The sequence below is a fragment of the Ruegeria sp. C12 genome, assembly GCF_056537745.1.
Map to the genome: position 1 here is coordinate 120,785 of NZ_JBQFSA010000007.1, position 18,534 is coordinate 139,318.

General features: G+C 56.9%; 22 protein-coding genes. 4 read left to right on the plus strand and 18 right to left on the minus strand.

Features of this window, described 5'->3' with window-relative positions; all coding sequences use genetic code 11:
* Positions 1 to 154: 154 nt before the first annotated feature.
* The gene (locus ACR0C9_RS14520; RefSeq protein WP_480781332.1) at positions 155 to 1,498 is read right to left on the minus strand and encodes an AAA family ATPase; all 1,344 of its coding nucleotides are present in this window, start codon (positions 1,496 to 1,498) and stop codon (positions 155 to 157) included.
* Positions 1,499 to 1,503: 5 nt separating this feature from the next.
* On the minus strand, positions 1,504 to 1,830 hold the full coding sequence (locus ACR0C9_RS14525; RefSeq protein ID WP_480781333.1) for a helix-turn-helix transcriptional regulator: 327 nt from the start codon (positions 1,828 to 1,830) through the stop codon (positions 1,504 to 1,506).
* A 254-nt stretch (positions 1,831 to 2,084) separates the two neighbouring features.
* Here ACR0C9_RS14525 and ACR0C9_RS14530 point away from each other — a divergent pair, with 254 nt between their 5' ends.
* On the plus strand, positions 2,085 to 2,738 hold the full coding sequence (locus ACR0C9_RS14530; RefSeq protein WP_480781334.1) for a hypothetical protein: 654 nt from the start codon (positions 2,085 to 2,087) through the stop codon (positions 2,736 to 2,738).
* 80 nt (positions 2,739 to 2,818) lie between these two features.
* Here the strand turns inward: ACR0C9_RS14530 and ACR0C9_RS14535 are convergent, their stop codons facing one another.
* From ACR0C9_RS14535 to ACR0C9_RS14560, 6 genes are all read right to left on the minus strand, one after another.
* A complete protein-coding gene (locus ACR0C9_RS14535) occupies positions 2,819 to 3,250 on the minus strand; it encodes a hypothetical protein (protein ID WP_480781335.1) in 432 nt (143 codons plus the stop codon).
* The gene (locus tag ACR0C9_RS14540; protein WP_480781336.1) at positions 3,250 to 3,498 is read right to left on the minus strand and encodes a hypothetical protein; all 249 of its coding nucleotides are present in this window, start codon (positions 3,496 to 3,498) and stop codon (positions 3,250 to 3,252) included. The genes ACR0C9_RS14535 and ACR0C9_RS14540 overlap by 1 nt, the downstream gene beginning before the upstream one ends.
* Positions 3,495 to 3,695, minus strand: coding sequence for a helix-turn-helix transcriptional regulator (locus ACR0C9_RS14545; protein WP_480781337.1), 201 nt, complete (start codon positions 3,693 to 3,695; stop codon positions 3,495 to 3,497). Before ACR0C9_RS14545 ends, ACR0C9_RS14540 begins: the two co-directional genes overlap by 4 nt.
* A 249-nt stretch (positions 3,696 to 3,944) precedes the next feature.
* Positions 3,945 to 4,664: a LuxR family transcriptional regulator gene (locus tag ACR0C9_RS14550; RefSeq protein WP_170455622.1), complete on the minus strand. Its 720-nt coding sequence runs from the start codon at positions 4,662 to 4,664 to the stop codon at positions 3,945 to 3,947.
* 365 nt (positions 4,665 to 5,029) lie between these two features.
* On the minus strand, positions 5,030 to 6,316 hold the full coding sequence (gene ccrA / locus ACR0C9_RS14555; RefSeq protein WP_170455623.1) for a crotonyl-CoA carboxylase/reductase: 1,287 nt from the start codon (positions 6,314 to 6,316) through the stop codon (positions 5,030 to 5,032).
* A 112-nt stretch (positions 6,317 to 6,428) separates the two neighbouring features.
* On the minus strand, positions 6,429 to 7,817 hold the full coding sequence (locus ACR0C9_RS14560) for a 1-acyl-sn-glycerol-3-phosphate acyltransferase (protein ID WP_170455624.1): 1,389 nt from the start codon (positions 7,815 to 7,817) through the stop codon (positions 6,429 to 6,431).
* A gap of 144 nt (positions 7,818 to 7,961) precedes the next feature.
* Between ACR0C9_RS14560 and ACR0C9_RS14565 the strand changes: the two genes are divergently transcribed.
* The 3 genes from ACR0C9_RS14565 (at position 7,962) to deoD (ending at position 11,104) form a co-directional block, all read left to right on the plus strand.
* A complete protein-coding gene (locus tag ACR0C9_RS14565; protein WP_170624005.1) occupies positions 7,962 to 9,929 on the plus strand; it encodes a protein meaA in 1,968 nt (655 codons plus the stop codon).
* 126 nt (positions 9,930 to 10,055) lie between these two features.
* Positions 10,056 to 10,373 (plus strand): H-NS histone family protein, encoded by a 318-nt coding sequence (locus ACR0C9_RS14570; protein WP_170455626.1) that lies wholly within the window; start codon positions 10,056 to 10,058, stop codon positions 10,371 to 10,373.
* Between the two features lie 17 nt (positions 10,374 to 10,390).
* Entirely contained in the window at positions 10,391 to 11,104 is a 714-nt protein-coding gene (gene deoD, locus ACR0C9_RS14575) for a purine-nucleoside phosphorylase (protein ID WP_480781338.1), read from the plus strand.
* A 271-nt stretch (positions 11,105 to 11,375) separates the two neighbouring features.
* On the opposite strand, the gene ACR0C9_RS14580 is transcribed toward deoD, so the two are convergent.
* From ACR0C9_RS14580 to ACR0C9_RS14625, 10 genes are all read right to left on the minus strand, one after another.
* Positions 11,376 to 11,522, minus strand: a complete 147-nt coding sequence (locus ACR0C9_RS14580; protein WP_170455628.1) for a hypothetical protein — start codon at positions 11,520 to 11,522, stop codon at positions 11,376 to 11,378.
* Positions 11,523 to 11,657: 135 nt separating this feature from the next.
* The gene (locus tag ACR0C9_RS14585; RefSeq protein ID WP_170455629.1) at positions 11,658 to 12,437 is read right to left on the minus strand and encodes a succinate dehydrogenase iron-sulfur subunit; all 780 of its coding nucleotides are present in this window, start codon (positions 12,435 to 12,437) and stop codon (positions 11,658 to 11,660) included.
* A 13-nt stretch (positions 12,438 to 12,450) separates the two neighbouring features.
* The gene (locus ACR0C9_RS14590; RefSeq protein ID WP_170624007.1) at positions 12,451 to 13,077 is read right to left on the minus strand and encodes a sulfotransferase; all 627 of its coding nucleotides are present in this window, start codon (positions 13,075 to 13,077) and stop codon (positions 12,451 to 12,453) included.
* Between the two features lie 99 nt (positions 13,078 to 13,176).
* Positions 13,177 to 14,985, minus strand: a complete 1,809-nt coding sequence (gene sdhA / locus ACR0C9_RS14595) for a succinate dehydrogenase flavoprotein subunit (protein WP_480627001.1) — start codon at positions 14,983 to 14,985, stop codon at positions 13,177 to 13,179.
* Positions 14,986 to 15,008: 23 nt separating this feature from the next.
* On the minus strand, positions 15,009 to 15,380 hold the full coding sequence (locus ACR0C9_RS14600; protein WP_170455634.1) for a succinate dehydrogenase, hydrophobic membrane anchor protein: 372 nt from the start codon (positions 15,378 to 15,380) through the stop codon (positions 15,009 to 15,011).
* Positions 15,381 to 15,391: 11 nt separating this feature from the next.
* The gene (gene sdhC / locus ACR0C9_RS14605; RefSeq protein ID WP_480781339.1) at positions 15,392 to 15,775 is read right to left on the minus strand and encodes a succinate dehydrogenase, cytochrome b556 subunit; all 384 of its coding nucleotides are present in this window, start codon (positions 15,773 to 15,775) and stop codon (positions 15,392 to 15,394) included.
* A 213-nt stretch (positions 15,776 to 15,988) separates the two neighbouring features.
* Entirely contained in the window at positions 15,989 to 16,651 is a 663-nt protein-coding gene (locus ACR0C9_RS14610; protein WP_170455637.1) for a DUF1194 domain-containing protein, read from the minus strand.
* Positions 16,652 to 16,728: 77 nt separating this feature from the next.
* A complete protein-coding gene (locus ACR0C9_RS14615; RefSeq protein ID WP_480781340.1) occupies positions 16,729 to 17,757 on the minus strand; it encodes a MaoC family dehydratase in 1,029 nt (342 codons plus the stop codon).
* Positions 17,757 to 17,963, minus strand: a complete 207-nt coding sequence (locus ACR0C9_RS14620; protein ID WP_170455640.1) for a DUF1737 domain-containing protein — start codon at positions 17,961 to 17,963, stop codon at positions 17,757 to 17,759. Before ACR0C9_RS14620 ends, ACR0C9_RS14615 begins: the two co-directional genes overlap by 1 nt.
* 12 nt (positions 17,964 to 17,975) lie before the next feature.
* Positions 17,976 to 18,530, minus strand: a complete 555-nt coding sequence (locus tag ACR0C9_RS14625) for an NnrU family protein (RefSeq protein WP_170455642.1) — start codon at positions 18,528 to 18,530, stop codon at positions 17,976 to 17,978.
* Between the last annotated feature and the right edge of the window lie 4 nt (positions 18,531 to 18,534).

The following is an 18,534-nucleotide window of genomic DNA, read 5'->3' on the forward strand; positions in this document are numbered from 1 at the left end:
TAGTGTAGCAGCCCCCAAGGGGGGTGCTTCGCCTGCTACACTGCTACACTGTAGCACACGGTAGCTTGCTACACCTTTGCTACACCTTGCTACACCCGCTACACCCATAAGCCTTTGTTTTTATTAACTTTTTTAATCCCCCTCCAGAGGGGATTTACTCGGCGGGATCGTCAGGCACAGGGCGCGGTTGGTTTTGCCAGAACTGGTGGAAGTCAAACGCCAGCCCTAGCATTGTGCCATCCTCTGAAAGTACGCCTTTCTTCATAAGTGATGCTATCGTGCGGTTAACCGACTGGCGTTTGGTCCTCGGTAGGTTCTCCCCCGGCCAGCCATTTACCATTTGCTCTACAAATTCTTCACGCTCTGGCTTGCCTCGATCACGAATGAAACGCCCATACAAAGCGGTGACTATCCGTTCTTGATTAGGCGTCAGGTCGTTCCAGTGCTTGAAATCACCCGAACCATCCTCTTGACCACTCAGATTGCCTTTGAACATGAAAACAGGCGATGAAACGTCCCTGCCCCTGTTGTTGGTGCCGATAGCGTGGCTGATGATTTCGCCCTTGATACCGTCGCCTAGAACACCGTCACGGCTGGCGCTTGACTTAACTTTAACTTGGTTGCTGCCTGTGCGCTTATCGATTTTCAGTACCATATCGACCGCGCCCTCATAAGCGGTGCTGCCTCTCGCGCCCCTGCTTTGGTCCATGCCAGTGTGATGCGGGATGATAACGACACCATCAATGTGCTTTGCGATCTTGTGACAGTTGTCCATGAACCTGATCATGTCCTCTGAACTGTTCTCATTGCCCCTGAAATTCTCGATCAGCGGATCAACGATAACTACGTCAACGCGATCAGCACCGCCGTAGAAAGTAACATCATTGATAAGCTCATTAGCGCTTTCTGTGAGGTTGTATTTAGCAGATAGCGGGATGTAGCGGCCTAGTACCGCTTTTGTATCTACGCCGTTTTCACGGCACCAAGCTAAGATGCGGTTCTTGTTCCTTTGAGCGTCACCCTCGGACATGACGTGTATGACGACGCCTTGCTCTACAAACCTATCGCCGATGTCCTTACCCGTAGCGATGTGCAAGCCTAGCGCAGATGAGATAACCGATTTCCCGGACTTGAACGGCCCCAAGATGCCGACCCTGCCCCTACGCGGGATCAGACCCTCAACCATGTCGAAGTTGTCTAAGATGAAAGCATCGTCTGACAGATCGATCAATTTGCCCTCATCTTTGACAAATTCGTCTCTTTCTTGTCGCCGCAAGAACCGTTCACGTTTGCGCAAGAACCCCGGCAATAGCGCTTGGTAAACCGGGTCAAGTTCTGTCGATATGCTCGGCCCCTGATAGTCGTTTAGACACGCTGTCGCGTCTGCTGATGCCTCTACGCACTCTTCTTCGGTCCAGTCGTCAACGTTTAGATCGTCACCAGCATAGAACCCGCTCTCAAATGGCCATTCGCTGCCATCAAGCTTAATATTAGCCATGACACTTACTCCGCCGCTGTGGCGGTTGCGTCAGGTTCTTTGTCCCCCTCATTAGGAGGTTGAGGCGGTGCCGACATCTTCGCTTGATAGTCCACAAGCACGTCAGGACCGAAAGAACCGTCTGGATAGAACCGCTTGTCACTGGCCATCCAATCAACCAAGTCTGACTGCTTGTAGTAGATGTGCCCGGACCCGGTGCGGATGTACTCTGGTCCGATGCCTTCGCTACGAAACCGCGCCAGCGTCGTATACGAAAGACCTGTGATGCGCTCAGCGCCAGCACAACCAACTAAGCCGGAATCCTCCGGCAATACCATTTTTGAATTTGTCACATCTTTCTCCTTGATAGAGATTTGCACCACCCTAACACATTGATAATACTATACTTTTTATGATTTGTCAAGTATTATCTTTTGTTATCAATAGGTTAGATGTATATTGAGGGTGTCCTGATAGAGACACCCACCTAACAAGAAACCCCGCGCTGGCCACGGCTAGGCGGGGTTTTCTGTTTTGAGAAAATTGGGCCAAGGTTGACTGATGCGGCTGTCTTCACGACGATAGCGGAAGTTTGGAGTACGTTATTATGGCCGACGAATTTGACCTCAAGATTGCCGAACTCGAACACAAAACTGCTCTGGTGAATAAAGAAGCCGCGCAATCTGCTGCGCGAAGCGGCAGAACGAACAACTTTCTTCAGTTCGTTGTTGGCGGCGCAATTACTGCCGGATTGGCAGGGCTGTTTAGCTACCTTGCATCAACAAATACTTACAAGTCTGCGATCCGTGAAATTGAACTGAAATACGAAAAAGAGAACCGCGAGATAGACTTAGAATTAGCTAGGTTGAGCCTTACAATCTTGGCGGGCGAATACCAAGAAGACGTGGAAAACTCGCTTCCTGCAAGAATGTTCGCACTAAATGCTCTCGAACGCGGGACTGGCGTTACGATCCCAGACGAAGATAAAGTTACCTGGGCTGAAACAGGGCTAACTCCGGGTGACATAAAAATATTTGGCGGGGTCGGCACTTCTTCTGGGGACAGCTTTGGCAAAGGCTTTGTAACGAGTACGCTTTACTATCCCGACTGGTTCAAACGAGAGATTTGCATAGATGTAAAGTATGTGGCTGAACCAATTTGTGGTGAGTACCGTTCGGGTGGTCCGGGAAGTGTAATATGTGTTGAGGCCGAACTAGGAGAATACTGCGGCGCGCTGAATAGTATTCCTGAATTCGAGTAAGCAAGGGACCTACTCATGATGGCGTCAGTGGGAGAATACGCTTCTGTATTCCCCCAACGAACAACGCCAAGAGAGTTATCCTAGTTGTGATCCATCCGCTTAATCAGACCGTTGATCAAGCTTCGGTTGTGCCGGGTGCTATCCCAATTGTCGTTAAGGCTAGACACGATTTCAGCAATCGCCGCTGGCACTGACTTGGGGTCGCTCTCGGTGTGCTCTGGGATAAGCCCGGTTTCCACCAACGCGTGAATAACTCGAAAGCGGAACATGGTATTTGCATCTACGGCTCTGTCCATGTTCGCTAGGCGATCATCAATCGCTTTGACCATGGTGCCTAGGGCATCCTCTAGCTTCTTGATCTTTTCGTCCTGCGCCGCCCTGTCGTCTTCAAGCTGAGCGATGCGCATTCGTAGTTGCGCCTCAGTACCATGCAGTAAAATCTGACCCATTTCGGTGGCTTCAAAAGGCGTGCTGGGCAGGTTCTCTACGATGTCGTCTAGGATCGATTGCATCAGTGCTTCTCCTCGTTAGGCGTTGAAAGCGAGATCACGGCGTCACGTAGCCGCGCCATATCGCTTTGAATGAGCCGCTGGTTTTCGCTTAGGATGTTCTGGTCTCGCGCAACTCTGATGTTGTCGCTTGCCAGCTTGTTGACCACGCTTAGCAGTTCTTGGATTTGGCCTTGCTGGTAGCAGATGATCTCCTTGAGATCGTCAATTGACGCCTTTTCCATCAGGCCCACGTTTGGAGGCATGCTCATGCTGAAGCCTCCATAGTGTTGTGCGTCTGCTTGGTTTCCCAATTCAGAATGTCTTGCTTGCGGTATCGGACTGTCTGGTTGGACACCTTCACATACGGCGGACCAAGATCGCGGTGTCGCTGCTGCGCGAGCGCATCAGTTGTGGTTTTCCAACGCTCCGCAAGCTCTTTTGGAGTCATAAAATCGACGGGTTTCATCCCGAAAAAGCCTCATCCCCTAAACACGGGGACCACGCATCGCCTACTTGCGTCGAATAACCGGGTTTTTGTCTGGCAGTTCCGGCGTAATCTGCACCAGCTTTCTCGTAAGATATTGTTTTATAACATTTTTTGTCAGCTATGTCAAGTTGAAAATGAAGCCGCAAATCAACCTGAGACAGAAACGCTGCTGATTACGGGACTATTACGGACATTTCGTATAAATATCTGTTTTACATATTATTTTTCTTAAACCACTATTAACCCGCGGCTGAGTGCTGTGGCTATTGCGTGCGTTGTGTTCTGCGCGCCCAGTTTCGACCGCGCGCTTTCGATATAGACCCGCAAAGTATGCTCGGAAATCGATAGCGAATGGGCCACCTGCGCGCGGCTATATCCAAGCGCCAGCAGGGTAATCGCGTCGATCTCTCTGGGTGACAGGCCACGCGTCGACTCGGGCTGCCTGTCCTTTTCAAACTCCAGCGCTTTGCGATTGATGTAATGCGCCACCAGGATCAGCTGTTGCCCGTAGGTCGAGATGAAATCCTGCCAGGTCTGATCGTCGCAACTGTGGTTCACGGTGAACAGCGCGAATTGCCCGTTGGGCCCCCGGATCGGAATCGAATAGCCCTGGTTGCCGATCCCGTGCGCCAGTGCGTCCTGAAGAAAGACCTTGGCCACTTTGCTCGACCAGTCCAACGCCTTCCAGTCGACCGGGTGAAACCGCTGGAAACAGCCCAGAATGACAGGGTCGATGCGGTGGTAGTTCTTTTCCCGATACCGTTCATCCCAGTCATCGGAATAGGTGGTACAACCGTATTGATCCCCGGCCCCGTCCACCCAGTGATAGGTCAGATGTGCGACCTTCAGACGGTCACGTAGTCGAAATGCAACCGCGCTGAGCTCGTCAAGCGTGCTGGTGTTTTCCAAATCCTGCAGGATCTGACCCAAATCGAGTTCTGTTCCCATCCGCGGGCGCCCGTGCCTCATCCTTCATGGACGCGATCTCGGCCGCAGCGATCAGCCGTGTATCATCCAGCTGCTCGGCCAAGGCGGTTAACCCATTCGCAACGGCGAACGCGTTGAGGTCCGACAATACGTCCAAAATCCACTCATTTTGCGCCATCAGGGTCTCTCTGAAACAGTTAACGAAGGGTTAACACAACCATAACATGTATGATCTTTTTCAGCCTATTCACCGGTTTCTACTCCCCAAAAACAGCGAGGGGTGATTTTGCAACCTGTTGAAAGGCCGAAGGGCGGGTGAAAAACGCAAAACACCCGCGAACCGAAAGGCCGATTCGCGGGTGTTTCTTGTCTGTTTTGCGGGCAGATTAGGGGCGCGCGTCCAACACTTCTTCCAGGGTGCGCATGCCGGTCCGCGGGGCCTGAACCAGTACCGACATGTTGCCCGGTTTATGCTCGTTGCGCAGCATTTTCATATGCGCCTCGGGCAGATCATTCCACGAGAACACTTCGGACATGCAGGGATCCAGACGACGCTCGACCATCAGCTTGTTCGCGGCTGCGGCCTGTTTCAGATGCGCAAAGTGCGAGCCCTGCAGGCGCTTCTGGTGCATCCACATATAGCGCACGTCGAAGGTGCAGTTGAAGCCGGTGGTGCCGGCGCAGATCACAACCATGCCGCCTTTCTTGACCACGAAGGTCGAGACCGGGAAGGTGCTTTCGCCCGGATGTTCGAACACCATGTCGACATTGTTGCCTTTGCCGGTGATGTCCCAGATCGCCTTGCCGAATTTGCGGGCCTCTTTGAACCACTCGGCATATTCCGGAGTGTTCACGGTGGGCAATTGACCCCAGCAGTTGAAGTCCTTACGGTTCAGAACGCCCTTGGCACCCAGACCCATGACAAAGTCACGCTTGCTTTCGTCCGAGATCACACCGATCGCATTTGCACCTGCGGTGTTGATCAGCTGGATCGCATAAGACCCCAGACCACCCGAGGCACCCCAGACCAGAACGTTCTGACCGGGTTTCAGGTCATGCGGCTCGTGACCGAACAGCATCCGGTAGGCGGTTGCCAGCGTCAGCGTGTAGCAGGCGGCCTCTTCCCAGGTCAGGTGCTTGGGGCGCGGCATCAGCTGCTGTGCCTGCACGCGGGTGAACTGGCTGAACGAGCCGTCGGGTGTCTCGTAACCCCATATGCGCTGGCTGGGCGAATACATCGGATCGCCGCCGTTGCATTCTTCGTCATCGCCATCGTCCTGGTTGCAGTGGATGACAACCTCGTCGCCGACTTTCCAGCGCTTGACCTTGTCGCCAACGGCCCAGACGATGCCCGACGCATCGGAACCCGCAATGTGATAGGGTGCCTTGTGGCCGTCAAACGGGCTGATCGGCTGACCCAGTGCAGCCCAGACGCCGTTATAGTTCACGCCCGCAGCCATAACCAGAACCAGCACTTCGTTGCTGTCCAGGGTCGGCACATCGACCACTTCCTGCTGCATGGCGGTGTTGGGCTCACCATGACGTTCTTTCCGGATTGCCCAGGCATACATCTGCTTGGGCACAAACCCCATCGGAGGGATTTCCCCCATCTCATAGAGGTCCTTTTCGGGTGCCTCGTACGACGCGATACCGCTTTCGGTGTCCAAAGCCATGCTGGCCTCCTTCTCTCAATACCTTTGCCGCGACGCAGAATCGCGCGCTTCATCGACTGGAATATTGATCGACGCGAAATATTGCAACCGTTTTTGGATCGAATTTGTAATTTTATGACCCCGCAGGTGCAGAAATTTCTTTCGCATCCGCAGAATCATCGGAATTCATGTGGTTGGGCAGTGAGTTGGCGTAGAAATCGAGAAGATCGCCGCGCTGGCCAGACAGGCATAGCATGTCCCCATCTCGGCTCAGAATGCGGCGCTCGACAAACTGATCCAGCGCGTCTGTCACGGCTGTCGCCGTCTCGGCGGATTCGCCGCCATCCTGCTCCATCATCGCGACGATCCGAGCCTTCACGTCCTGCTCGGGTATCGGACCGTTTTCGCGCAACAACGAACAGGCCGCCGGGCCGGGCACCATCGGTATCGCCGCCCCGATCCGCACCATCAGCGCACGGGCCAGATCGGTCATGATGTCATCGCCCGCCCTGGCCGAGAATTCCTTGAGCGAGATCGGCTGGCCATACCGCACCGAGGCCACCCCGAACCGTTTGTACCGCCCGATCAGGCGACGCCAGAGCTGCTTGACGATCCAGCTGGTGATGACACCGATCCGCGCACGAAAGCGCCGCTCGGTCCCCAAAGCGGCATGGGTCAAAATGGTGTCTTCCAACACCCGGTCATAGTTCAGGGCCACAGGCACGAACACAACATCCCGCCCGTCCGGCGAGGTGCCATCGATGATGTATTTCAACAATCCCAACTTAGGCCGACCCAGCGCGCCGGTCAGGCTCAGCCCGCCTTCGGGGAACATCGCCTGGGTCACGCCTGCCTCGGTCGCGTGGCGGACATAGCTGGCCAGGACCTGCCGATACAGCTCACTACCGGACTTCCGTCGGATGAAATACGCCCCCATTGCCCGGATCAACCGGCTGAGCGGCCAGACCCGCGCCCATTCCCCCACAGCATAAGACAGGGCCGACTGCTGCGCCGCCAGATAGGTGACCAGCACGTAGTCCATGTTACTGCGGTGATTCATGACAAAGACAACCGTTGCCTCGGGGTCGATGTCCTTGACGGCGCTTTCGTCTTCATAGCTGAGGCGCACGTTGTAGAACGTGTTGCTCAGCAACCGGGCCAAACGAATGGCAAAGCTGAAATAAGCAAAGGCCGAGAACGAGGGCACGATTTCGCGCGCATAGCGGCGGGCCTTTTCAAAGGCCACTGCCTCGGGGATGCCTTCCTCGCGCGCGTGATTTTGTACGGCGTGCCCGACCTGCGGGTCATAGATCAGCCGTTGGATCATGTCATGCCGCCGGGCCAGCTTGAACGGCTGAATCGGGCGTTGCAGACGTTTGTTCAATCGCGACACCGCCCGTTCCAGCCTGCGGCGAAAAAACCAGCGCACCGATGGGAACAAGAAATGCGACGCGAACGTGACCATGGCAAAGACCACGATCAGCAGGAAAAGCCAGAGCGGAAGTTCCACGGTTTGCATCATGTCGGCACAGTGCCACTAATCGAAACCGCTCACAATCTGCACAATTTTGAAATGCCGCAACGCAGCGAATTGACATGTCCTGAAAATTGCGCTTTAGAACCCTCATACGTAATTTTGTTACCGAACGACATGCGAGGCCCGCCCATGACGCAGACGCAGAAAGACCGCCCCTGGCTGATCCGGACCTATGCCGGTCATTCCACCGCCGAAGCCTCGAACGCGCTGTATCGTGGAAACCTGGCAAAAGGTCAGACCGGCCTGTCGGTGGCCTTCGATCTGCCGACGCAAACCGGCTATGACAGTGACCATACTCTGGCCCGTGGCGAGGTTGGCAAAGTGGGCGTGCCGGTCTGCCATCTGGGTGACATGCGGGTTCTGTTCGACCAGATTCCGCTGGAGCAGATGAACACCTCGATGACGATCAATGCCACGGCCCCGTGGCTGTTGGCGTTGTATATCGCGGTGGCCGAGGAACAGGGCGCGGATGTCTCGAAACTGCAAGGCACGGTGCAGAACGACCTGATCAAGGAATACCTGAGCCGTGGTACCTATGTCTGCCCGCCCAAACCGTCGCTGAAGATGATCGCGGACGTGGCCGAGTACTGCTATACCCACGTGCCGAAATGGAACCCGATGAACGTGTGTTCTTATCACCTGCAAGAGGCAGGCGCGACGCCGGAACAGGAACTGGCCTATGCGCTGGCCACCGCCATCGCAGTTCTGGATGAATTGCGCCCTCGTGTTCCGGCCGAGGATTTCCCGGCGCTGTGCGGGCGGATTTCGTTCTTTGTGAACGCGGGCATCCGCTTTGTCACCGAGATGTGCAAAATGCGCGCCTTCGTCGATCTTTGGGACGAAATCCTGCAAGACCGCTACGGCGTCGAGAACCCAAAATTCCGCCGATTCCGCTATGGCGTTCAGGTGAACTCGCTGGGCTTGACCGAGCAGCAGCCGGAAAACAACGTCTACCGCATTCTGATCGAGATGCTGGCCGTGACCCTGTCGAAAAAGGCCCGCGCCCGTGCGGTGCAGTTGCCGGCTTGGAACGAGGCGCTTGGCCTGCCCCGCCCATGGGATCAGCAATGGTCGATGCGGATGCAGCAAATTCTGGCTTATGAGACCGACCTGCTGGAATATGGTGACCTGTTCGACGGCAACCCGGCGGTGGACGCCAAGGTCGAGGAACTGAAGGAAGGCGCGCGCGCCGAACTGGCCAACCTCGATTCGATGGGGGGTGCCGTTGCCTCGATCGAGTACATGAAATCCCGCCTTGTCGATTCCAACGCCGAGCGTCTGAACCGGATCGAACGCAATGAAACCATTGTGGTCGGCGTGAACAAATGGATCGAGGGTGAGCCCTCGCCCCTTCAAACCGAAGATGGCGGGATCATGGTTGTTGATCCGGCTGTCGAGCAGGAACAGATTAACCGCCTGAACAACTGGCGCGCCGAGCGGGATGATGCCGCCGTTACGGCCGCACTGGCCGCGCTGCGTGAGGCTGCGCAGAACGGCACAAATGTGATGGAGCCGTCGATTGCCGCCGCAAAGGCCGGTGTCACCACCGGTGAATGGGCCGAGGAAATGCGCAAGGTTTACGGCACCTATCGCGGCCCGACAGGTGTGTCGGGCTCGGTTTCGAACAAGACCGAAGGTCTGGACGACCTGCGCGCCGCGGTGGACGCCGTCAGCGACAAGCTGGGCCGCCGCCTGAAATTCCTGGTCGGCAAGCCCGGTCTGGACGGCCATTCGAACGGTGCGGAACAAATCGCATTCCGTGCGCGGGATTGCGGTATGGACATCAGCTATGAAGGTATTCGCCTGACCCCCGAAGAGATCGTGACCGCCGCCGCAGATGACGACGCGCATGTCATCGGTCTGTCGATCCTGTCCGGCAGCCATCTGCCGCTGGTCGAGGATGTCCTTGCACGGCTGCGCAAAGCGGGTCTGGATCACATCCCTGTCGTTGTCGGCGGAATTATTCCGGATGAGGATGCGGAACAATTGAAGGCCATGGGCGTCGCAAAAGTCTACACCCCCAAGAATTTCGAACTCAATTCGATCATGGGCGATATTGTGGAATTGGTGGACCCGAAAAACCTGGCCGCTGAATAACGGACGTTTTAACCAATTATTTCCCCGTTTCTATTCCCAATTCATTGGGAGTAGAGTATCGCGTTGTTTGCAATTGCGGTGCGCCTTGGCGCACGCGGTAACACTTATCAGGACGGAGACAAGATTATGGGGATAAACCTGGAAACGATGTCGCGAAAAGAGCTGGTATCTCTGCGCGAAAACGTCGAAAAAGCCCTTGTAAACGCTGAGAAACGTGAACGTCAGGAAGCGCTGAAAGCGGCGGAAAAGGCAGCTGCTGAATTTGGCTTCTCGCTATCCGAATTGTCGGGCGACGCGCCGCGTTCCGTAAAAGGCAGCAAGGCACAGGCCAAATACCGCAACCCTGCAAATCCGGACCAGACATGGACAGGTCGTGGCCGGAAACCGCAATGGGTTCATGATGCGCTGAAATCCGGCGCGGATATTTCCGATCTGGAAATCTAATCAGGACAGGTGCCGAAATGACGATTCATATTGGCGCGGAAAAAGGTGAAATCGCCGAAACCGTTCTTTTGCCCGGCGATCCGTATCGCGCGAAATGGGCCGCTGAGACGTTTCTGGACGATGTAAAGCAGGTCAACAACGTTCGGGGCATGTTGGGCTTCACCGGCAGCTGGAAGGGCAATCCTGTCACCATTCAGGGCAGCGGTATGGGAATGCCGTCTTTGTCGATCTACGTGAATGAACTGATCCGGGACTATGGCGCGAAAACGCTGATCCGCATCGGGTCCTGCGGTGGGATGCAGGACAGCGTGAATCTGCGCGACGTCATTCTGGCAATGACTTCGACAACGCTCAGCACCCCTTCGCGGGGCATCATGAAAGAGATAAATTTTGCTCCCTGTGCAGATTGGGATTTGCTGCAGGCCGCCGCCGTGGCGGCCAAGGCAAAAGGCACGCCCACCCATATCGGCGGCATCTATTCCTCGGATGTGTTCTATGACGAACGCCCTGATCTGAACGAACAGATGGTGCGTCACGGCATTCTGGGCGTCGAGATGGAAGCGGCCGAGCTTTACATCCTCGCCGCCCGTCACAAATGCCGGGCTTTGGCCGTGTTGACCGTGTCCGATCATCTGCTGACCGGTGAGGCACTGCCCTCATCCGACCGCGAAAGCAGTTTTGGTGACATGGTCGAGATTGCCCTGCACGCCGCCTTTCCGGACGCAGGCTAAACTGGAACGGGCAGAGGACCCCTCTGCCCGGTTTCTATCGGCCTGAAGACTGGCGCAAACACTGGGTTGGGCTGTCAGAACTTTCCGTTTTTGCGCCGCAATAGGCGCAGACCCACCGACCTTCATCGCGATGTTGCCGCCATCGGCACTCGCGCGTCAGTGAAGACGTGCGCGACCGCCAGAAGAAATAGGCAAAGACCCCGGCGGCCAGAAGTATCAAGAGAACGGGCATGGTTCTGTTTCGCCCATACTGTCGGCTATTGGCAAGCCGTCAGGCCGCATTTGCGTATTCAAACAGCTCGGGCTCTCGCGCCTTTAGGGCCGGTGCTGGTTCCGGCGTGTAATAGGCCCAGGCCTGCTCAAGCAGGTCCAGCGCTTCTTTGGCAGTCACTTTCGGGGTTTGTGGTTTTGTTGTCATCGGAGTGATCCTGATTTGATCCCATCACTCCTCCCTACTGCAAATCTAGACCGTGTCGCGCCCGGCTGCATCGCCTGATTTTGCAATAGCGGCATGCGCTTGCCGCAACCCGGCAAGCGCTGATTCAAAAACGCCTTAAACCGAGCGTTCGATCATCATTTTCTTGATCTGCGCAATCGCAGCCGCCGGGTTCAGACCCTTGGGGCAGGTCTTGGCGCAATTCATGATCGTGTGACAGCGATACAGCTTGAAGGGATCTTCCAACTCGTCCAGACGCTCACCCGTGGCCTCATCCCGGCTGTCAATGATCCAGCGATAGGCGTGCAGCAGGGCGGCGGGGCCAAGGTAGCGGTCGCCGTTCCACCAGTAGCTGGGACAGGATGTCGAGCAGCTGGCGCACATGACGCATTCATACAGACCATCCAGTTTCTTGCGGTCTTCGATGGATTGCTTCCACTCTTTCGCCGGGCGGTTGGTCTTGGTTTCCAGCCACGGCATGATGGATGCGTGCTGAGCGTAGAAATGGGTCAGATCGGGGATCAGGTCCTTGACCACCGGCATATGCGGCAGCGGATAGATTTTCACGTCGCCCTTGATCTCGTCCATGCCGTAGATACAGGCCAGCGTGTTGATCCCGTCGATATTCATCGCGCAAGAGCCACAGATCCCTTCCCGGCAGGACCGGCGGAAGGTCAGGGTCGGGTCGATCTCGTTCTTGATCTTGATCAGCGCGTCCAGGATCATCGGACCGCAGTTGTCCATATCGACAAAATAGGTATCGACGCGCGGGTTTTGCCCGTCATCCGGGTTCCAGCGGTAAATCTGGAACTTGCGCAGGTTTTTCGCACCCTCCGGTTTGGGCCAGGTCTTGCCGGTGGTGATCCGGGAATTCTTGGGCAGGGTCAGTTGAACCATGTCAATTCTCCATTCAGCCTGTCCGGGCGCGCTTGGACGCGCCGCGATTATAGTGCCCCCAATGGGCAATGTTCACGTCAAAATCCGGAGACAGCCAGTCGGCAATGGCCTGCGGCTCGTCCCGGTCGATATCAAATCGCAGAAACCTTGGGTTTCCGGCGAAATAGTCCTGCACTTCGGCATGGTGCACGTCGTACATATGCGCCCAGCCCTGTTTCACTTCGTCCGCCGATTGACCGTTGGCCTGACAGCAACGATCCAGATACCGGCCCTGGTTGTGGCGCGCGCGGGATGTGATCCAGTCGTCCCGATTGCGCGTGTTCAGCAGGAAATAGGCATCCGGGTAGCCCGCGTGCAGTTCGCGAAAGAACCGTGCACCGTCCAGCATGAAGCGGACATTGACAAAGGCAATGTCGGTAAACGCCCGAACAGCGCCAAACCCGTCCAGAGGTTTGCGGCCCATGGATATATTTGTCACCATGCGATGCGCCAGATTTTCGCCCCGCTCATCCACCCAATGCACCGATGGGATGCCGCTGTCCTGAAACAACCTGTGGAACGAGGTCGTTGCGCAGCGGTTGAGACCGACCAGAATGATCTTCGGATCGGCCTGAGCAGAGCGTAACGCCTGAACCGTCATACCAGCCCCCAGACACAGCACAGTGTCCAACGGCCATAGGTCGCAGCGTTGTCCGTGGGTATTTGGCGTTTGCACACCATTGCCTGGTCAATACGCTCCTTAGAAGGTCCGCGCCTTGGGCGCGATTTTCTTGAGGCTGATGCCGCCTTCGTCCTCGTTGGTCAGCGGATCGACGATGACCGGACGATAGCTGAGCTCGACCTTGTTGCCCTCGACCCGGCTGACAGTGTGAACGCGCCAGTTTTCGTCATCGCGTTCGCTGAAATCCTCATGCGCGTGGGCGCCGCGGGATTCCTTGCGCGCCTCGGCGCCGACGATGGTGGCCAGCGCGCTTGGCATCAGGTTGGTCAGTTCCAGCGTCTCCATCAGGTCGCTGTTCCAGACAAGGCTGCGGTCGGTGACTTTCAGGTCGTCCATCTTGGCGGCGATGGCGGTCATCTTCTCGACGCCCTCGGCCATAGTCTTGGCGGTACGGAACACGGCGGCGTCGGCCTGCATGGTCTTCTGCATCTCAAGCCGCAGATCGGCGGTTGGGATCGCACCGCTGGCGTTGCGGACCGTGTCGAAGCGGTCAAACGCCTTATCAACCGACGCCTGGTTCAGAACCGGGTTCGGAGCACCGGCATCGACAACCTTGCCCGCCTTGATCGCCGCCGCGCGGCCAAAGACCACAAGGTCGATCAGCGAGTTCGACCCCAGACGGTTCGCGCCGTGGACCGAGGCACAACCGGCCTCACCCACAGCCATCAGGCCGGGAACGACAGCTGTCGGGTCATCGGCGGTGGGGTTCAGAACCTCACCCCAATAGTTGGTCGGGATACCGCCCATGTTATAGTGCACAGTCGGCAGAACCGGGATCGGTTCTTTGGTGACGTCGACACCTGCAAAAATCTTAGCGCTTTCCGAGATGCCGGGCAGGCGTTCTGCCAGAGCCTCGGCGGGCAGGTGCGACAGGTTCAGGTGGATGTGATCCCCTTCACCGCCGACCCCACGGCCTTCGCGGATCTCCATTGTCATCGAACGCGAGACATAGTCGCGCGGTGCTAGGTCCTTGTACTGGGGCGCATAACGCTCCATGAACCGCTCGCCTTCCGAGTTGGTCAGGTAACCACCCTCGCCCCGTGCGCCTTCGGTGATCAGGCAGCCCGAGCCGTAGATGCCGGTCGGGTGAAACTGCACGAACTCCATATCCTGCAGCGCCAGACCCGCGCGGGCCACCATGCCGCCACCGTCGCCGGTGCAGGTATGGGCCGAGGTGGCGCTGAAATACGCCCGACCATAGCCGCCGGTCGCCAGCACCACCATCTTGGCGTTGAAGACATGCATGGTGCCGTCGTCCAACTTCCAACAGACAACGCCCTGACATTGCCCGTCCTCGGACATGATCAGGTCGATGGCGAAATATTCGATGTAGAACTCGGCATTGTTCTTCAGCGACTGGCCATACAGCGTGTGCAGGATCGCGTGGCCGGTCCGGTCGGCGGCGGCACAGGTGCGCTGCACGGCGGGGCCTTCGCCAAACTCGGTGGTGTGACCGCCAAATGGGCGCTGGTAGATCTTGCCTTCTTCGGTGCGGCTGAACGGAACGCCGTAATGTTCCAATTCATAAACCGCCTTGGGCGCTTCACGCGCGAGGTATTCCATCGCGTCCGTGTCACCCAGCCAGTCCGAGCCCTTGACGGTGTCGTACATATGCCACTGCCAGTGGTCCGGCCCCATGTTCGACAGAGACGCCGCGATACCGCCTTGTGCTGCAACCGTGTGCGAGCGGGTCGGGAAAACCTTGGTCACACAGGCCGTGCGCAGGCCCTGTTCCGCCATACCCAGCGTTGCGCGCAGACCGGCGCCGCCTGCCCCGACAACCACGACGTCATATTCGTGGGTTTCATATTCATATGCTGCTGTCATTTTCTCTGATCCTTAGCGCGTCATCACAGGGCCAGCTTGACGAGGGCAAACAGCCCCGCAGCCATCAGCGTGTAGCCAAAGGCCCACATCGCAACGAGTGTGATCTTTTCCGCGATCCCGTGCACGTAATCCTCGATGGTTTCCTGCGCCTCATACATGAGTTGCAGCAGACCCACGACCAAAGTCAGACCGGTGACAATGGCCGGGAAGGGACGGGCGAAATAGGCCAGAACCTCTTCGTAGGTTCCGCCGATGCCATAGCCAAAAGTGAAGATGAACAGGGGCACCAGAATGGCCAGGATCATCGCCCGGACCATGGTGCGCCAATGTGTTTGCGTTCCGGATTTCCCCGCGCCCAGGCCTTGCGCGCGTTTGCGGTCGGTGAGGTATTGCATCGCCATTCTCCTTACACCAACAGCATGGTGATGATGGTCAGAACGGTCGCCCCGACAAACATGCCAATGCCCATCTTCTCGGACACAGCAACGTCGAGGCAATAGCCGAAGTCCCACACCACGTGACGCAACCGCCCCAGCGTGTGGTACCACAGTGCCCAGACCCCACCCGTCAGGATGAGCTGACCGAACCAGCTGAGTAGGAAGCCGTCGATGCCAGCAAATGCGGCCTCGGACGTGGCCGCGGCAAGCAGCCACCAAACCACAAGTGCTGCGATGGCAAATACCGCAAGACCCGACAGTCGAACCATGATCGACGACAACGAGGTCATCTGCGGGCGGTAGATCATAATATGTGGCGAGAGCGGGCGATTGCCCCGATTGACATCGGCCATGGCGGCTCCTCTTACTTTGGCTACCAGTCGTTTTACCTTTTTTTCCTGTGCTGTCACGTGCTGCACCCGCAAAAACGGGTAATTTTAGTGCAAAATGGACGTTTTGCCCCATATGTGATCACACTAAATAATACTGTGATCACAAATCACATGCAGCCATCTCAATGTTAGCGTTTTCACTGATCAATCAATGTGATCACGAATCTTCCCCACCTATTCCAGGGCGGCAGATTGCTGGGTGACTTCGCGCAGCAGCTTTTTGCGAATGCGTTCGGGGTAGTCCGCAAACCCGGCTGCGGACACAACAAACGCCCCTTCTCCGACTATTACGTTTTCGTAGAAATAGGCTGTCAGATCAGGCTCACTCTCTTCAATAGCGATGGCATTTACTGTCACGCCGCGATCTTTCAACAGCCCATGGATTTGCGTGGGTTCGACCCCTTCGTTCGATATTCCGTCGCCCGAGATGTCGATCAGCAGCCGCTTGCATTCCGACACCGTATCAAAGCTGGACACCGTGGTCTCCAGTGCCTCACCTATCGCGGTTGAAAAATTGCGCCAGACACGCGGGTCTTGCGCCACCTGATCGGCGAACCGGTCGAGCGCATCGAAGCTGTCAATTCGGGTCCAGGGGATTGTTACCCTTTGGCGCGAGGCCCCGGTCCACTGCACCAGCATCAACTGGGCCTGCCCGCGCACCAATGCCTCGGACACAATCGGATCACGCAAGCCAGCCGCCAGACCATCCATCTGAATACGAAACTCGTTGCTGTCCACAGACCCCGAGACATCCACCGCAAGCGCCAGCGCCAGATCACAGGACCACGCAGGGGGCGCTAGGCAAAGGCAGGCGGCAAGTGTGCGAAGCAGGGTCATGCCGCCAACCTAGCACGGAAAATCAACGCTGTACTCACATCAGCGTCATCAGATCCGCGCGATCTGACCGGGTCACATCACATTGGGATCAGGGCCCAGTAATCGAGGTCCAGCAACACGTCCGGGTGATACTTGCCGTCTTCATTGCGCAACTCAAACGGCGTGCCGCCTTTGGTCGCGACCAGCCGCAGGCGAAGGGCACCGACGCCCGGAACATCGGTTTCGGCTTTGTCCAGAACCTCGGACCAGGCCTTGATCGTGTCACCTGCAAAACACGGGTTTGCATGCGCGCCACCATTCAGACCCACGATCATCTGCGCATTGGCCAGACCGTTAAAGGACAGGGTCCGCGCCATCGAAATTACGTGACCGCCATAGATCAGCCGCCCTTCGGGCCGGAAGGTCAGGTCGAAATGCACCTTGGCGGTGTTCTGCCACAGGCGAGTTGCCAGCATATGCTCGGCTTCTTCGACGGTGACGCCATCGACGTGGTCGATCTTTTCTCCGATCTCATAATCGCCCCAGCGATGGGGTTCGCCCGACTGCATGAAATCGTAGTTCGAGAAATCCAGCCCCTCGGGCACAACCAGATCCTGTGGCTCCAGAACCTTTTTCAGCTCGGGCACAACGGTGTCCGGCGCGGGTGCATCCAGGTTCGACTTACGAACCATGACCCAACGCACATAGTCGATGACAACTTCATCCAGCTGGTTCAGGCCACGGGTGCGCACCCAGACCACGCCGGTTTTGCCGTTCGAGTTCTGCTTGACCCCGATCACTTCGGAAACCGAGCGCAGCGTGTCGCCGGGATAGACCGGTTTCAACCAGCGCCCTTCCGCATAGCCCAGATTGGCGACCGCGTTCAGCGACACATCCGGCACGGTTTTGCCAAAGACCACATGAAACGCCGCCAGATCATCAAGGGGGCTTTCCGACAATCCGCAGCTGCGCGCAAATTCGTCCGAGGAATAAAGCGCATGCCGCGCCGGATACAGCGCATGATACAACGCCCTTTCGCCATCCGTTACGGTGCGGGGCACTGCATGAGTCAGCACCTGCCCGACGGAATAATCCTCAAAAAAGCGGCCCGGATTGGTCTTTGCCATTATTGCTGTCCCAGTTTCATTTCAGGTGAATAGTCGCCTTCGACCTCTTTGGTCACGGCCTGCGCACAGCGCATGACGCTGTTTGCCGTGTCATAGGCGTAGGATGGGTCGCCATACAGCTCCCACCCTTTGGCCAATGCGTCCGACACTTTGTGGCAGAAGGCGGATGTGTCTTCTTCCGTCAACAGACGATAGAGTTTTGCCATTATTTCGGTTCCTTATCCGCCGAACGGGGACGGGCCGACCAGCCCGTGGATATAACCGATGATGCCCAGCAAGACGATCGAGGCGACAAAGAACATCGCGTCCTTGCCATAGGTGCCAGGCTCGCCCGGGGTCCATTCGGGTTCGGACTTGTTGATCACGATCACTTCGACCACCGCCCAGGCCAGCAGCCCTCCGAACAGGACAATGGACGCCAGATCGCCGTTTACCAGCAGATGCGCAAAAGCCCACAGCTTGAATCCGCCCAGCATCGGGTGGCGAACCTTGTTCAGCAGGCGGCCTTTCGCACCAGCCGGACTCATCAGATAGATCGCGATCAGCACCAGCAGGTTGTTGACGTGGATCAGAAAGGTCGGCGGGGCCCAGACATGGATGAAGTCGGTCATGCGATAACCGAAGATCATCAACAGGATCGCCGCGACCAACGCCAAGGCCACCGCGCCCTTGCCCGCATCGCCCAACGCGGCGCGTTGATCCGGCATGACGCGTTTGAACAGATGTGCGGCCCACCAAAGCGCCACCCCGAGGATCAGAAGTACAAAACCCATTGCT

Coding starts and splice junctions, on each gene's coding strand:
- ACR0C9_RS14585 (WP_170455629.1), bottom strand. CDS start 12,437: ATGGTTCAACTGACCCTGCCCAAGAATTCCCGGATCACCACCGGCAAG.
- ACR0C9_RS14560 (WP_170455624.1), bottom strand. CDS start 7,817: ATGATGCAAACCGTGGAACTTCCGCTCTGGCTTTTCCTGCTGATCGTG.
- ACR0C9_RS14615 (WP_480781340.1), bottom strand. CDS start 17,757: ATGGCAAAGACCAATCCGGGCCGCTTTTTTGAGGATTATTCCGTCGGG.
- ACR0C9_RS14550 (WP_170455622.1), bottom strand. CDS start 4,664: ATGGGAACAGAACTCGATTTGGGTCAGATCCTGCAGGATTTGGAAAAC.
- ACR0C9_RS14625 (WP_170455642.1), bottom strand. CDS start 18,530: ATGGGTTTTGTACTTCTGATCCTCGGGGTGGCGCTTTGGTGGGCCGCA.
- ACR0C9_RS14545 (WP_480781337.1), bottom strand. CDS start 3,695: ATGAAACCCGTCGATTTTATGACTCCAAAAGAGCTTGCGGAGCGTTGG.
- ccrA (WP_170455623.1), bottom strand. CDS start 6,316: ATGGCTTTGGACACCGAAAGCGGTATCGCGTCGTACGAGGCACCCGAA.
- ACR0C9_RS14620 (WP_170455640.1), bottom strand. CDS start 17,963: ATGGCAAAACTCTATCGTCTGTTGACGGAAGAAGACACATCCGCCTTC.
- sdhA (WP_480627001.1), bottom strand. CDS start 14,985: ATGACAGCAGCATATGAATATGAAACCCACGAATATGACGTCGTGGTT.
- ACR0C9_RS14565 (WP_170624005.1), top strand. CDS start 7,962: ATGACGCAGACGCAGAAAGACCGCCCCTGGCTGATCCGGACCTATGCC.
- ACR0C9_RS14520 (WP_480781332.1), bottom strand. CDS start 1,498: ATGGCTAATATTAAGCTTGATGGCAGCGAATGGCCATTTGAGAGCGGG.
- ACR0C9_RS14580 (WP_170455628.1), bottom strand. CDS start 11,522: ATGACAACAAAACCACAAACCCCGAAAGTGACTGCCAAAGAAGCGCTG.
- sdhC (WP_480781339.1), bottom strand. CDS start 15,775: ATGGCCGATGTCAATCGGGGCAATCGCCCGCTCTCGCCACATATTATG.
- ACR0C9_RS14540 (WP_480781336.1), bottom strand. CDS start 3,498: ATGAGCATGCCTCCAAACGTGGGCCTGATGGAAAAGGCGTCAATTGAC.
- ACR0C9_RS14530 (WP_480781334.1), top strand. CDS start 2,085: ATGGCCGACGAATTTGACCTCAAGATTGCCGAACTCGAACACAAAACT.
- ACR0C9_RS14610 (WP_170455637.1), bottom strand. CDS start 16,651: ATGACCCTGCTTCGCACACTTGCCGCCTGCCTTTGCCTAGCGCCCCCT.
- ACR0C9_RS14570 (WP_170455626.1), top strand. CDS start 10,056: ATGGGGATAAACCTGGAAACGATGTCGCGAAAAGAGCTGGTATCTCTG.
- ACR0C9_RS14535 (WP_480781335.1), bottom strand. CDS start 3,250: ATGCAATCGATCCTAGACGACATCGTAGAGAACCTGCCCAGCACGCCT.
- deoD (WP_480781338.1), top strand. CDS start 10,391: ATGACGATTCATATTGGCGCGGAAAAAGGTGAAATCGCCGAAACCGTT.
- ACR0C9_RS14600 (WP_170455634.1), bottom strand. CDS start 15,380: ATGCAATACCTCACCGACCGCAAACGCGCGCAAGGCCTGGGCGCGGGG.
- ACR0C9_RS14590 (WP_170624007.1), bottom strand. CDS start 13,077: ATGACGGTTCAGGCGTTACGCTCTGCTCAGGCCGATCCGAAGATCATT.